The 13,123-nt window shown below is 39.3% G+C and carries 13 protein-coding genes and 2 pseudogenes; 9 read left to right on the top strand and 6 right to left on the bottom strand.

Annotated features, from left to right (window positions below):
* Position 1 precedes the first annotated feature (1 nt).
* Positions 2–1,123: an ABC transporter permease gene (locus tag PVK79_RS15160; RefSeq protein ID WP_257326100.1), complete on the top strand. Its 1,122-nt coding sequence runs from the start codon at positions 2–4 to the stop codon at positions 1,121–1,123.
* A gap of 143 nt (positions 1,124–1,266) precedes the next feature.
* Here PVK79_RS15160 and PVK79_RS15155 read toward each other — a convergent pair whose 3' ends face one another.
* Positions 1,267–2,433 (bottom strand): DUF3103 family protein, encoded by a 1,167-nt coding sequence (locus PVK79_RS15155; RefSeq protein ID WP_257326099.1) that lies wholly within the window; start codon positions 2,431–2,433, stop codon positions 1,267–1,269.
* Positions 2,434–2,714: 281 nt separating this feature from the next.
* Between PVK79_RS15155 and PVK79_RS15150 the strand changes: the two genes are divergently transcribed.
* Positions 2,715–3,134: an MAPEG family protein gene (locus tag PVK79_RS15150; RefSeq protein WP_145233119.1), complete on the top strand. Its 420-nt coding sequence runs from the start codon at positions 2,715–2,717 to the stop codon at positions 3,132–3,134.
* Between the two features lie 58 nt (positions 3,135–3,192).
* Here PVK79_RS15150 and PVK79_RS15145 read toward each other — a convergent pair.
* Positions 3,193–3,411: pseudogene (locus PVK79_RS15145) on the bottom strand (EamA family transporter); the annotation flags it as partial.
* Here PVK79_RS15145 and PVK79_RS15140 point away from each other — a divergent pair.
* Positions 3,408–3,625, top strand: a pseudogene (locus PVK79_RS15140) (ClbS/DfsB family four-helix bundle protein); the annotation flags it as partial. The pseudogenes PVK79_RS15145 and PVK79_RS15140 sit on opposite strands and share 4 nt — an antisense overlap.
* Positions 3,626–3,629: 4 nt before the next feature.
* Here PVK79_RS15140 and PVK79_RS15135 read toward each other — a convergent pair.
* The gene (locus PVK79_RS15135; protein ID WP_149982542.1) at positions 3,630–4,259 is read right to left on the bottom strand and encodes a trimeric intracellular cation channel family protein; all 630 of its coding nucleotides are present in this window, start codon (positions 4,257–4,259) and stop codon (positions 3,630–3,632) included.
* A gap of 386 nt (positions 4,260–4,645) precedes the next feature.
* On the opposite strand from PVK79_RS15135, the gene PVK79_RS15130 reads away from it, so the two are divergent.
* Entirely contained in the window at positions 4,646–6,532 is a 1,887-nt protein-coding gene (locus PVK79_RS15130; RefSeq protein WP_182757608.1) for a M61 family metallopeptidase, read from the top strand.
* 107 nt (positions 6,533–6,639) lie between these two features.
* Here PVK79_RS15130 and PVK79_RS15125 read toward each other — a convergent pair whose 3' ends face one another.
* Entirely contained in the window at positions 6,640–7,971 is a 1,332-nt protein-coding gene (locus PVK79_RS15125; protein ID WP_257326098.1) for an amidohydrolase, read from the bottom strand.
* 51 nt (positions 7,972–8,022) lie between these two features.
* Between PVK79_RS15125 and PVK79_RS15120 the strand changes: the two genes are divergently transcribed.
* From PVK79_RS15120 to PVK79_RS15100, 5 genes are all read left to right on the top strand, one after another.
* Positions 8,023–8,697, top strand: coding sequence for a Crp/Fnr family transcriptional regulator (locus PVK79_RS15120; RefSeq protein WP_182777639.1), 675 nt, complete (start codon positions 8,023–8,025; stop codon positions 8,695–8,697).
* 82 nt (positions 8,698–8,779) lie between these two features.
* The gene (locus PVK79_RS15115; protein ID WP_182730631.1) at positions 8,780–9,199 is read left to right on the top strand and encodes a hypothetical protein; all 420 of its coding nucleotides are present in this window, start codon (positions 8,780–8,782) and stop codon (positions 9,197–9,199) included.
* Between the two features lie 89 nt (positions 9,200–9,288).
* Positions 9,289–9,792, top strand: a complete 504-nt coding sequence (locus PVK79_RS15110; RefSeq protein ID WP_145233124.1) for an Mpo1 family 2-hydroxy fatty acid dioxygenase — start codon at positions 9,289–9,291, stop codon at positions 9,790–9,792.
* 19 nt (positions 9,793–9,811) lie between these two features.
* The gene (locus PVK79_RS15105) at positions 9,812–10,603 is read left to right on the top strand and encodes an SDR family oxidoreductase (RefSeq protein ID WP_145233125.1); all 792 of its coding nucleotides are present in this window, start codon (positions 9,812–9,814) and stop codon (positions 10,601–10,603) included.
* 227 nt (positions 10,604–10,830) lie between these two features.
* The gene (locus tag PVK79_RS15100; RefSeq protein ID WP_220493027.1) at positions 10,831–11,286 is read left to right on the top strand and encodes a DUF4826 family protein; all 456 of its coding nucleotides are present in this window, start codon (positions 10,831–10,833) and stop codon (positions 11,284–11,286) included.
* A 178-nt stretch (positions 11,287–11,464) separates the two neighbouring features.
* Here PVK79_RS15100 and PVK79_RS15095 read toward each other — a convergent pair whose 3' ends face one another.
* Together PVK79_RS15095 and PVK79_RS15090 are read right to left on the bottom strand one after the other, a co-directional pair.
* Entirely contained in the window at positions 11,465–11,923 is a 459-nt protein-coding gene (locus PVK79_RS15095; protein ID WP_182759338.1) for a GNAT family N-acetyltransferase, read from the bottom strand.
* A gap of 12 nt (positions 11,924–11,935) precedes the next feature.
* The gene (locus PVK79_RS15090; protein WP_182730630.1) at positions 11,936–13,081 is read right to left on the bottom strand and encodes a ribosomal protein uL16 3-hydroxylase; all 1,146 of its coding nucleotides are present in this window, start codon (positions 13,079–13,081) and stop codon (positions 11,936–11,938) included.
* Positions 13,082–13,123 lie beyond the last annotated feature (42 nt).

The raw sequence follows: 13,123 nt of genomic DNA, 5'->3' as shown, positions 1-13,123 counted from the left end.
CATGCAACGTCGCGGAAACATTGTTAATTTAGGTATTAAAGAGTTGCGTAGTTTATGGCGTGATAAGGTTTTGCTGCTATTTGTTTTTTTTGCTTTTACTGGGTTGATTTATGTGGTGGCTTCAGCCACGTCGATAGAGTTAAATAATGCGCCGATTGCTGTTGTTGATCACGACCAATCGCAATTATCCAAGCGTATTATTAATGCCTTTTATGAGCCGTACTTTAAAACGCCAGACAGTATTTCATTAAGCGATGTTGACTCAGCTATGGATAATGGCCGTTATACTTTTGTGCTTAATATCCCGCCTTATTTTGAGCGTGATGTACTTGCAGCTAAGCAACCTACAATTCAAGTAAATATAGATGCTACGCGTATGTCGCAAGCATTTATTGGTGATAACTATATTCAAACCATTATTAACGGCGAAGTAAATGAGTTTGTGCAAGGTTATCGAACCGTTTATTCACTGCCAATAAAGCAATCGGCGCACATTATGTTTAATCCAAACATGACAAGTGTATGGTTTGGTAGCGTGATGGAATTGATGAACGTGATCACAATGATTTCGATTATTTTAACTGGCGCCGCGGTGATCCGTGAACGCGAACACGGCACATTAGAGCATTTATTAGTGATGCCGTTAAGCCCCTTTGAAATAGTGATGGCGAAAATTTGGGCCAATGGGTTAGTGATTTTATTACTGACTACGTTTTCATTATTTATTGTGATCGAAGGTTTGTTACAAGTGCCTATTCATGGCTCGGCAGGCTTATTTTTATTTGGCGTTGCTATTCATTTATTTGCGACCACATCGCTGGGTATATTGTTAGGAACGCAGGCGCGCACCATGCCGCAACTCGGGTTACTGATGATCTTAATTTTATTACCATTACAAATGCTGTCTGGCGGTGTTACGCCGCGTGAAAGTATGCCTGAGGTGGTGCAAAATATTATGTTATTGGCGCCAACAACGCATTTTGTAAAATTTGCTCAAGCTATTTTATACCGAGGAGCAGGGGGGGATGTAGTTTGGCCTTACTTTTTAGCATTAACTGTTATTGGCAGTGTGTTTTTTACTGTTGCATTAATGCGCTTTCGTAAATCAGTGGCGCAAGGTTAGGGTATTAAAATATAACGCGTGTTTTCAAAAAAGTGGCTGTTTAAGATAAAGCCACCCGTTAACGTTAAAGCGCTAATGGGTGGCTATTGAAGTATGGGGGAGTGATACCATCCGCAATAATAATTAAGCGAATGGGGGATGACTTAGTTTAGTCTTGGGTTAATTTCTAAAGGAGACAGTGTAATGGTCGCATTACTGCTTGCTCCTTTATATTCTTGATAGTCTTTGTTTTCAAACAGCGTGTAAAAAACATCAACATAATCGTCATTATTAGTAAACCATTCATCCGGCATTGCTTTTAGTAGTTCATTGGTCAGCTTAGGGATAATGGCATAACCCTGCGCTTGTAAATCAGGAATGCTCGCCATCACTTGCTCTGATATTTCTAATAATTTTATTGCTAAAGTTTTATAGTTGGTGTTGTCATCTTGTTCCATTAAGAGTAAATCAACCGCCTGCCAACGATAACGCTGCCAATGAATGAGCACCTGATTAGGGCTGTAATCGGTTTGATCATGATCTAAATACGGTAAATCAACGACATCTAATATTGGTTCATCTCGGGTCGGGTCGATACCCGTTACAATGGCATAAATTTCAGCACCACCTGAGATCCAAGGTTCTTTGTCATCTTCTAAGCGTATTTTTTTCAATACACTGGTTTGCAGGGGTTGTTCATTACTTAACTGGTTTTGTGGACTAACCATGGTTTTACTGAATTTGTTAGCAGATAAAATTCCTCTCATTACTGCAATACCCGCATCTTGTACTTTTTGTTGATCTAATTCGACAATAAATACAGGTTGGGTCGGCATTTGATCAACACTAAGATAATGAATGTCACCATACTGATCGAAGGCTTCAATCTCGCTCCATTGCGTATCGTCACCAGCAGGTGAAAATGCAAATAAAGGGCGTTCGCCTTGCTGCCAAGCGCTAAGCATTGTGTCACTTGCCAAACGCACTTGTAACAAACTACCGGTGTTTTGTGGTAAACCTTTAAGTTGTTGTAACGCGCTGTTTGCTAAACGAGTATTTTGTTGTGTGTGCATGCCTAAAGACGGTAGCTGATCCGCATTCAAAACCAGTTTATATTGGCTTAGTGTTTGTTTAAGATCAGCGTTTAATACACTGTAATTAAGCGCTATTTGTTTTGCGAAATTGCGTTTAATGGTGGTTACGTCTTTGTATTGCGCCAACTTAGACAAGTTTTCACCTTTTTCGATTTCATATTGAGCTGAAAAAGCGGGCGCTGATACACAGTTCAACAGAGCTAAGGTTGCCAAGCATTTGGTTATTTTATTCATCATATTTATTTTACCGTTCCGTTATCAGTAACGCTATAAAACAATACTTAGAATAAATAATCAAACAAAATTTATAAAGTAAGTAATTAGTATTGTTTTTGTGGTTGCGCTTAGGCTGCAAAAAATACCAAGCCGCTGTTATAGAGTAAGTTTTATATAAAGAATGAATCTATTACAAAAAATCATTTTACTAAAAAGTAATTTATATATATATATCAGTGGCTTATATGTGGCTTGATAGTTGCTATAACTACTACTCTAATACCAACACAAAGGATTAAGCAATGACCGATATAGCACATTCAGCGTTTATAGCATTTTATTTATATTTAATTATGGTGTTAGTACAGTGGGCAGTGGCGACGTTTAGTAAAGCCAAACAGCCTGGCGCTGTGCCAGGAAAAATTGATAAAGACCTATCTCATGAGAGTTTTATATTTAGAGCGCATCGCACCTTTCATAACACATTAGAAAACAGCGCGTTATTTATAGGAACGGTTTTATTTGCCTTTGTGATTAATTACCACAGTTCGGTTTTTGCAATCTGTATTTGGGTTTACGTCATTGCACGTTTAATTCATATGGTACTGTATTACGCAATTGCCACAGAGAAAAACCCCAGCCCGCGTAGCTACTTCTTTTTGATTGGCGTAATTGCGAATCTAGTTATGCTGGTGATGCTAGGGCTAAGATTAGCCAACTAATAAAACCTGATAAAGCGAAAAGCGTTATTTGCTTTTCGCTTTTACATTTAGTTATCTACTACAGGTTTTTTGTGCGGGTAACCCAAAAGCAAATTAACGACCCAATAGTCACGAGTACAACACCTTGTAAAAAATAGTCAGCTAAAGCAACGGATAAGTTAATAGAGGCAAACACAGTGGAGAAAATAGGGGTAAAATAAGACAAGGTGCCTAAAAGTATCATATTTCCACCTATAAATGGCTGACTTCACAAAGCAAATCCTGACCCAATAACAAGAGTATCGAGACTGGAAATACGATGATCTACTTATGGAGCTTGAATTTAAGGCAAACGATATACTCTTGCTTATTTCAGCTTAAATAACTATGAATTTTATGGTGTAACCTGGTACGAAAAATGGACATTGGGATGTAAGATTCAGTTTAATACGTCATCATCGATGAAAAAGGTACGTACAAAAGTTCGGCGTTTTAATCGGAACTTCACATAGCAAACTATTGTTTTCTAACCGACCTTTTTCTAAATATATTTGGTTGCCATCCCCAGTGTAGGGAACCGAGCCGTAAAAATACGGTAATAAAGAGTGCGCCTAAAATACACCAAACATAAGGTACTTCTAATAGAAACAGTGTGGCATAAGTTAAGCCACCAGATAGGCACGCGGTGGAGTAGAGCTCTTCGCGCATGACAAGGGGGACTTCACGGCATATTACATCGCGCATTAGACCACCAAAGATGCCCGTGGTCATGCCCATAGTAATAGCCACAATCATCGTAGTGCCTTCGATTAAGGACTTTTCAATGCCAACAATATTAAAAATTGCCATGCCCAAAGCATCGACCAGCAACATGTAATAGTTTGATACGTGAGGTAAATGACGAATAAATATTACGGCGATAAATATGGCGCTGTATGTTGCGTATAAATAATCCGGTTCGGCTATCCAAAATACTGGGTGGTTTAATAATACGTCGCGCAGTGTGCCGCCGCCGAGCGCTGTCACTGACGCGACAACCACAACACCAAAACCTCCTATGTTTTTTTCATGGCCCATTAGAGTACCTGAGATGGCAAAAAACGCTACCCCGATCAAATTTAACAAATGAAAATAGTCAGATGCCATTGTGGTCTCCATACCATTACCAAAAAAGTAGCCTATTAGAATAGCGTACTGATGATTTATTTAGCCTGAACATAGGTATTGTGCATGATTAAGTTTTAAAACAGTGCTTGCAGCGCTCTTATATTCTCAGTACAAGAATGCAAATAAGCGCTGATACAGCTAAATTCGGCACTATAAATTGACTTAAAGCGCAAATAAATTGAACGCATTAAATGGTTGTTCGTCCATAAATCATTGCTATTAGCTGTTGTTATAGTTATAACAGATGTTGATTGTTTCAGAAATTTCTGAAATTAAAGGGAGGTTGCCGAGTGTTTTGCACTCAAATTACTAGGACAATACCAATCTAATGCGCGTGCTTTGCGCCTCTCTAATTGGAGAAGTAAGTGAATAAACATGTTTTTGCTGCTGCCCTCAGCTCTGTTATGGGCTTTATGCTTCCAGCGTTTGCTGATGTTCCAAATCCGACTGATACCCCATATTCCGGCACTATAAAAATAGCGGTTGATGCCACAGATCTAGCTCATCGTATTTTTAAAATAAACGAAACTATCCCTGTTAATGCTGGTGAAATGACTTTGCTTTATCCGCAATGGATACCTGGACATCACTCACCAGTTGGACCAATAAGTCAGTTGGCTGGATTGAAAATGTCAGCAAAAGGTAAAGTGATCGAATGGCAACGAGATCCTGGCAACGTATATGCTTTTAATCTTAAAGTTCCTAAAGGTGTACGTGAGTTGCATGTTGAATATCAATTCTTGTCACCACAAAGTTCAGAGCAAGGGCGCGTTATGATGACGCCAGAAATGCTCAATTTACAATGGGATACAGTAGCGCTTTACCCTGCTGGGCACTATAGCCGTAAAATTAAATTTCAACCGAGTGTAACGTTACCAAAAGGGTGGCAGTTTGCTACTGCACTTGAAAAGTCTTCGCAAAAAGGCAATACAGTTACCTTTGAGGGAATTGATTTTGAAAACCTTGTAGACTCGCCAATGTTTGCCGGTAGCCACTATAAGCGTGTTGACCTAAACCCAAATGCAGATACTCCGGTGTTCTTAAATGTCTTTGCCGATAAAGAAAAAGATCTTGAGATCAGTGCAGAAGGGTTAACAGCACACCGTGAGCTTATTCAACAAATGTATGCGCTTTATGGTGCACATCACTTTGATCATTATGACTTTTTACTTGCCCTGACAGATAAGTTAGGCGGTATCGGCATGGAACATCATCGCTCAAGTGAAAATAGCGCGAAAGAAAATTATTTTACTGACTGGGATAAGTCATGGGTCGGTCGCGATTTATTAGCACACGAATTTAATCATTCATGGAATGGTAAATATCGTCGCCCTGACGCATTATGGACACCGACCTATAACCAAGTTAAAGAAGCTAATGGTTTATGGGTATATGAAGGGCAAACACAGTTTTGGGGGCAAGTCATTGCGGCTCGTTCAGGACTTTGGAGCCAAGAAAATGCGATGGATATGCTAGCTCGTTTAGGTGCAACCTACGACCAAGGCCGACCTGGCATGGCATGGCGTAATATTTTAGATACAACCAACGATCCAACTATCGCTCAGCGTTCATCTTTGCCTTATCGTAGTTATCAAATGAGCGAAGACTATTACTCTGGTGGAGAATTAATTTGGTTTGCGGTTGATGCAAAATTACGTGAATTGAGTAACAACAGTCATTCATTAGATGATTTTGCCCACAACTTTTTTGGCGTAAACCCGGGTGATTGGAATGTGTTGACCTACAAATTTGATGATGTGATTAACACGCTTAATGGTATTGAAAAGTATCAATGGGATGACTTTATTAATTCGCGTTTAAAAGGCCATGTTAACTTATCTAAATCACTGGAAGACCAAGGTTGGAAATTGACCTATAACGATAAAGCCTCTGAGGGCATTAAAGCAATTGAAAGCCGCTATAAATCAACTGATTTACTTTATTCTCTGGGCTTCTCGGTAAATAAAGAAGGCAAAATGCGTGACGTATTATGGGATAGCCCTGCATTTAATGCGGGTCTTGCGCCAAGTATGCAAATTGTTGCCGTTAATAATACTCAATTTAGTGCTGATGCACTCAAAGATGCAGTGACGGATGCTAAAGGCTCAAAAGCGCCAATTAAGCTCTTGGTGAAAAACTTTGATCAGTACAGTGAAATCCAGATCGATTATCATGATGGCCTTAAATATCCTCACCTTGAACGTATTGAAGGTAAGCCTGACTATTTATCACAGCTACTAACCGCACGATAAAATAAATCCGCGTAGGTTTATCAATACTTTTAAATATACCCACAGAGTGTGGGTATATTTATTTTATGCTAACCGATTATGATTTAGCATGTACGTTGGAGTTCTGGTTATTTTTTCATCGCAAAGTAATCCACAACTAACTGCGTCATCGCATTCACGCCTAATTGCAGTGCTTGCTCGTCAGCGAAAAACTGTGGTGAGTGATTACTTGCTGCCGTTTTTGCATCTTGACCTTGTGGGGTAACACCTAAAAAGAAAAACAATTCAGGAGTTTCTAAAGCGTAATAGCTGAAATCTTCAGCGCCGGTGATCAAATCAGTGGTAATGATATTCTCAGCCCCAGCAACTTTAGTTAGTGTTGGCGTCATTTTTTGCGTGAGTTTTACATCGTTTACGGTGACAGGGTAGCCGTGGTCGATATGTACATCAGCTTTAGCACCACCGGATTCAGCGACCATTTCAGCTGTTTTCACTAAACGCTTTTTGATATCAGCGCGCATTGCTTGGTCAAAGGTGCGAATAGTGCCAATTAACTCGACACTATCCGGAATGATATTGGAACGTACGCCGCCATTAATAGCACCAAACGAAATAACTGACGGCGCTTTAGTAACATCAACTTGGCGAGATGAAATTGTTTGTGTGGCCATAATTATTTGTGATGATGCCACAATCGGATCAACACCATTCCATGGTCGTGAACCATGAGTTTGGCGGCCTTGTACATTAATTGTAAATGAATCTTCACTGGCCATAAGCGGGCCTTCACGGAAGCCAATTTGGCCTGTGTTTAATGAACTGGTTACATGTAAACCAAACACGGCGTCAGGTTTTTCTTTAAATAAGCCTTCTTTTAGCATGAGTTCAGCACCGCCTTCTTCACCTTCTGGGGCACCTTCTTCACCTTCTGGGGCACCTTCTTCAGCTGGTTGAAAGACAAATAATACATCACCCGCTAAGTCATCTTGAATTTTAGCCAACGATTCAGCTACAGCCATTAGAATAGCGACATGGTTATCATGGCCGCAGGCGTGCATAACACCGACTTCATTACCACGGTAGGTTGAGGTCTGAGTTGAAGCAAACGGTAAATCAACTTGCTCAGTGACAGGCAGGGCGTCCATATCGGCACGCAGCGCCACTAAAGGGCCTTTTTTACCACCTTTGAGTTTAGCAACTACACCCGTATGGGCTATCCCAGTTTGTACTTCGAGCCCCAGTGCTTTTAAATGTTTAGTAATGTATTTAGCCGTTTCAAATTCGCGGTTACTAAGCTCTGGGTATTGGTGAAGATGGCGTCGCCAAGTGATCACTTTTTCACTTACACTGTGGTTAGCTTTTTTTAGATTCTTGTTGAGCTGTTGATCAGGAGCTGCTGCAAAACTTGGTGCAGATAACGTACTTAGCAATAAGCCGCTGTAAATAACTTTGTGTAACATAATGATCCCTTTTATTATTTGATTATTAAAACTAATGTAGAGTAAACCGATATGAATGAACAGGACCGTGCGATAGTTAACCAAGGAAATTGGTTTAGTAGCCGCTCTAAAGAATTTCAACACCAGCTATTGTTACATGCAAAAGTAATTAAACTCGATGCGGGTGAAGCATTATTTTTAAGAGGAGATGAAAATGCGGGTTTATACGCTGTTGTTAATGGAGTTATGCGAGTCAGTGGAGTAAATGGAGAAGGTAAAGAAGCGGTACTGAGTTTTATAGATCCCGCTATTTGGTTTGGTGAAGTTGCTTTATTTGATGGTGGTTTGCGTACCCACGATGTTTATGCACAAACACCCGCTCGATTGCTACATGTACCGCATCGGGCACTGATACAATTATTGGCAATCATGCCTGTTTACTGGCATGATTTTGGTGTTTTACTTTCACAAAAAATGCGGCTGCTGTTCACTTCATTAGAAGATCATGCTTTATTAACTGCACAGCAGAAAGTCTGTAAAAGGCTGGTTATGATGGCAACCATGTCGCTGCCCAGTAATACCGCTACTATTATGTTATCGCAGCAACAACTCGCAGATATGACCTATTTAACTCGTCAAACTATTAATCAAATCTTGCAGTTATTAAGTGAAAAAAAGCTTATTTCCCTTCATTACCAGCGTATAGAAATTCTTGATAAACAACAGCTGGCTTTACTTGTACATTAGCTGCGTTATTATTTTTACCTGATATAAGTACATTGGCCTTAAATTTGCTTTATAAAATAAAACTATCAATGGATTTGAAGCAATGAGCTCACTAATATTTAATAATCAGTACCGTACAGAACCTTATAACCCTCCTGTGCAAGCGAAAAGCATAAGCCATTCTAAAGCGGCAACCGAATTGCCAGAAACGGCAATAAATAGCCAAGCTAATACTGTTAGCAGCCCTAAAAACCCTTCATATGGAAAAGACTTTTTAGAAAAAGCAAATGAAGCGCTTATTTATCAACGATTAGGTGTTGATAAAGATAAAATAGCTGAACTTAAGGCCGCGATTGAAAAGCTGACAGAAAAAATACAAGAGCAGGGAGGGGGGAATGACGAATTAGCAAAACAAATGGAATCGTTACAAAAAATGCTTGGACAAGAATATCAAAAAGGCCGTGAGTTACAATCTAAAACTCCAGATCACGATAAAGGTAAAATCATAAGCGCATTTGTATAAGTGGATTTTAAAAATGTCGGGTAGAAGACATTGTTACGTTGTGTTAACTGCTAAAGTAAATAATAAGATAATTATATAAAGTAAAGAAAATGAAAACACTGCAACAACAACTGGGCAATTATGGCTTATATCACCGTTCAAAACGCAATGTACTCACACACTTTTTTGGTATTCCACTCATTGTATACGCTGTATTGTGTTTATTAGCGCGTATTTATTTACCGGTTGCTGATCATGTTATCAATGGCGCTCATGTTTTTGTGTTAGCTACTGTGATTTATTATTTACTGCTTAATGTCTCACTAGGTTTGATAATGGCTGTTATTTTAGTAGTAATGAGTATAGCGGCTGCGCCAATTGCATCACTTAGTTTTACTAGCTGGTTAGCTGTTAGTATAGGTGTTTTTATTTTTGGCTGGGTTTTACAGTTTATTGGGCATTATTTTGAAGGTAAAAAACCAGCTTTTGTTGATGACTTAATCGGGCTTATCATTGGGCCATTATTTGTGCTTGTTGAGGCGCTTTTTTTACTCGGACTATATAAACAACTCGAGCAACAGATCACAGACATTGCGGGTCCTACAAAGCCTTAATAATAATCATAGGTAGAGCATGAACTTTAATAATAAAACGGTGTGGATCACCGGGGCATCATCAGGTATTGGTAAAGAGTTAGCGATACAGTTAGCACACTTAGGCGCTAATATTATTTTATCAGCCAGAAGTGCAGATAAACTAAATCAACTTTGTAGCGAGTTACCGGCTGGACAACACAAAGTAATACCTCTTGATTTATCACAACCTGAGCGGGTACTTGAGTATGTTGCAAATAGTATGGCTACGATTGGTAACGTTGATATTTTAATTAATAATGGTGGCGTGTCGCAGCGTAGTTTGTTTTTAGAAAATGACTTTATTGTGTATCGTCAACTTATGGAAGTTAACTATTTTGGTTTGATTGCGCTAACTAAAGCGGTATTACCGAGTATGGTTAAAAATGGCGGCGGCTGTGTAGTATCAATCAGTAGTGTCGCAGGTAAAGTTGGCTCTAAATTCAGAACCGGTTACTCAGGCTCTAAATATGCAGTCGTTGGTTTTATGGATTGTTTGCGAGCTGAAGTGGCCGATAAAAACATTCATTGTTTGACTATCTGCCCAGGCTCTATAAAAACGGCTATTGCTCATAATTCACTTAATGAACATGGTATTGCGCAAAATAAGGCTGAACACTCTATTGAAAATGGTATGGATGTAACGGCTGCTGTGAAGCAAATGGTCAGTGCAATAGCTAAACGTAAAGATGAAGTGGTGGTTGGCGAGGGGATCAGTGGCTGGGCTCCGACTATAAAACGTTTCTTTCCTAGTTTTTTTAATCGTATGACAGCGAAAAAGAATTATCGTTAAACAAACGATGAATAATACCGTGCTGGTATGCATTAACAGCGGCTTTATAGTTTATAAATTAGCTATAAATTGATTTTTTTGCAGTATTAGTAAACAGTTGTGCGTAGAACGATGGGTTAGAATGTAGAAAAAACAGGCGATCGCTTATGATCTCGCTGGAATTGGTCTTTTATACTTGCACCGATAATTATATGCACTTAAAGTAGCTAAAATGATGTAAACGAGTGATGAATACTGTGGAACAAAAACAACTTAAAGAATTAACACCAGAAGAACAAGAACAAGCAAAGCAGCAAAGTATTGCATGGCAACGTGAGTGTTTTCAAAATGCACAAAAGCATTTAGCAGAGAAGGGCGTAATGCCAAAAACTTTGCTAGAAAAAGAAAGCCGCTTTATCGCTCCGTTATGTGCCCTATGGAAGTTTAAAGGCCAAGACGGTAAAAGTTATTGGGTTATCACCGGTCGCTTACCAACTGATCATGCGTTAGCATCAGTTGCCGAAAATGCGCGTGATGCGCTGCGATATTTTTCTCTGCAATGGCAGTTAAAAGCAGATCAAATTATGCAAACCGGTGGACACGATAAAACTAAAGTTGATTTTGCAAACCTACTAATTAATCGTGCGCATGGTATTTATGAAATGTACGAAAAAGAAGAGCTGTGGGCAAACGAAGTTAATTAACCTGAAAGCTTATTTATAATTTTAACTTAAAGATTTTAATATAAAGAACAGCTTTAAAAATTAAAAAAGCGAACGTGTTATGTGGAGTTACACATTAATATGTTCGCTTTTTTAATGCCCATTGCGTTAAATTGGTGGTTTTTAACTCGCTAGGATGGCCATTTTTAATAAATTTTTATCAATGCACCAGTGTAAATGGTTTCGTATTGAATTTATTAATGGGGCATTGCATACGAAGCCGTGGAATACCTGCTTCCATAAACACACAACCTTGTTGTTCAAAGCCATTACGTTTAAATCGTTCTACCTCATTTAAAATACAATTAATGCTGACGCAATCACAACCCTGCTGTTGTGCAAGCTCAACAATATAATTCAGCAATGAACGATAGACGGAGCGATTACGGTGCTCTGGCAGCACCGCAATACGGCTAATAAGGCCATCGCTACATAATCGGCCTGTTGCAACTGGGCCTTGGCTGTCATCTGTTACCAGTATATGATGAGCATATCTATCAAGATTATCAAACTCGATATGTTTGGGAATATGTAGTTCACATACAAATACCCGCTCTCTGATCTGTTGTAGTAACTCCTTGCCTATATCCCATTCTACCTTGTTGATATGATAGCCCATACAAACACACTCCTAGCAAAACCAAATCCCCTCATTAATTAGTGTAGTAAAGGTTTGTATAAAAACTAAACTATTTTTTGAACTATTTAGTTGCTCTGCTGTCACCATAGTATGGTCAGTGAGTAATTTAACCGCAGTTAAGTCACTAACAGGGAGTGGGTAGTTTTCACCATTTACGCTGAGAAGTATTTCATTTTCAAAAACTTGATACAATGCACGGGTGCCACCGAGGCGCTCAAAAATCACATCATCATCATTCAATAGCTCAGCTATTTGTTCACTATTAAATAAATCTTCTGGCGGCATTAAATCCATTTCATGCTTAGGTTGACTAAGTGTATTACCTAACCAAGATTTAAGTAATGCGTCGTCATTTAGGGCCGCTTGCATTAATAGTTTAATGTTTTCGACTTCGCAAGCTTGGATCTCACCTTTAGAATCGCGCAGTGTTATTGCAGGGTCTTGATAACGGCTATTTCCCGCTTCTTTATCAATAATGTGATCAGCAAAGTTTGATAATAAATCGCGTTGATTTGGTGCACGAAATCCGATCGAGTAGTTTAATGCGTTTTCTACAGCATAACCTTCATGTGGGCAGCCCGGCGGGATGTATAAAATATCGCCAGGTTCTAGGATGCAATCAATCACGGCTGGAAATTGTTCAACTTGTAATAAACTTTTATTTTGTGCAAATTGTTTTAGTTTATTATCTGGCATACCGACACGCCAATGACGCTTGCCTTCACCTTGAATAATAAATACGTCGTATTGATCTAAATGCGGACCGACTCCACCCCCAGGCGTTGAAAAGCTGATCATTAGGTCATCAATACGCCAATTAGGAATAAACCGAAATGGTTCCAGCAGCTGCGCAGCATTAGGATGCCAATGATCGACTGCTTGTACGAGTAGGGTAGAATGTTGCTCGGTTAGTAATTCAAAATCTTCAAATGGGCCATGATGCGCTTGCCAGTCATTATCATGATTAGTGATAATACGCGATTCAATGCTCTCTTCCATGGCAAGACCGGCAAGCTCATTAGCATCAAGCGGGTCGGCAAAGTCTGTAAACCCTTGTTTGATCAAGAGCGGTTTTTTTTGCCAATACTGTGTTAGAAAGTCTTGCTCGGATAAGTCGTTAATCGTTAATTGATACATGCTGCGCCCATTAAAATGAAAAAAGCGAAAGGCAAGAGCCTT

Source organism: Pseudoalteromonas rhizosphaerae, assembly GCF_028885455.1.
Lineage (GTDB): Bacteria > Pseudomonadota > Gammaproteobacteria > Enterobacterales > Alteromonadaceae > Pseudoalteromonas > Pseudoalteromonas rhizosphaerae.
Note: the sequence above shows the minus strand (reverse complement) of the source record. Positions and strands in the feature narration are given on the sequence as shown.

Excerpts from the sequence above, each read along its gene's own strand:
- PVK79_RS15160 (WP_257326100.1), top strand. The coding sequence starts at position 2 with ATGCAACGTCGCGGAAACATTGTTAATTTAGGTATTAAAGAGTTGCGT.
- PVK79_RS15155 (WP_257326099.1), bottom strand. The coding sequence starts at position 2,433 with ATGATGAATAAAATAACCAAATGCTTGGCAACCTTAGCTCTGTTGAAC.
- PVK79_RS15150 (WP_145233119.1), top strand. The coding sequence starts at position 2,715 with ATGACCGATATAGCACATTCAGCGTTTATAGCATTTTATTTATATTTA.
- PVK79_RS15135 (WP_149982542.1), bottom strand. The coding sequence starts at position 4,259 with ATGGCATCTGACTATTTTCATTTGTTAAATTTGATCGGGGTAGCGTTT.
- PVK79_RS15125 (WP_257326098.1), bottom strand. The coding sequence starts at position 7,971 with ATGTTACACAAAGTTATTTACAGCGGCTTATTGCTAAGTACGTTATCT.
- PVK79_RS15120 (WP_182777639.1), top strand. The coding sequence starts at position 8,023 with ATGAATGAACAGGACCGTGCGATAGTTAACCAAGGAAATTGGTTTAGT.
- PVK79_RS15115 (WP_182730631.1), top strand. The coding sequence starts at position 8,780 with ATGAGCTCACTAATATTTAATAATCAGTACCGTACAGAACCTTATAAC.
- PVK79_RS15110 (WP_145233124.1), top strand. The coding sequence starts at position 9,289 with ATGAAAACACTGCAACAACAACTGGGCAATTATGGCTTATATCACCGT.
- PVK79_RS15105 (WP_145233125.1), top strand. The coding sequence starts at position 9,812 with ATGAACTTTAATAATAAAACGGTGTGGATCACCGGGGCATCATCAGGT.
- PVK79_RS15100 (WP_220493027.1), top strand. The coding sequence starts at position 10,831 with ATGAATACTGTGGAACAAAAACAACTTAAAGAATTAACACCAGAAGAA.
- PVK79_RS15095 (WP_182759338.1), bottom strand. The coding sequence starts at position 11,923 with ATGGGCTATCATATCAACAAGGTAGAATGGGATATAGGCAAGGAGTTA.
- PVK79_RS15090 (WP_182730630.1), bottom strand. The coding sequence starts at position 13,081 with ATGTATCAATTAACGATTAACGACTTATCCGAGCAAGACTTTCTAACA.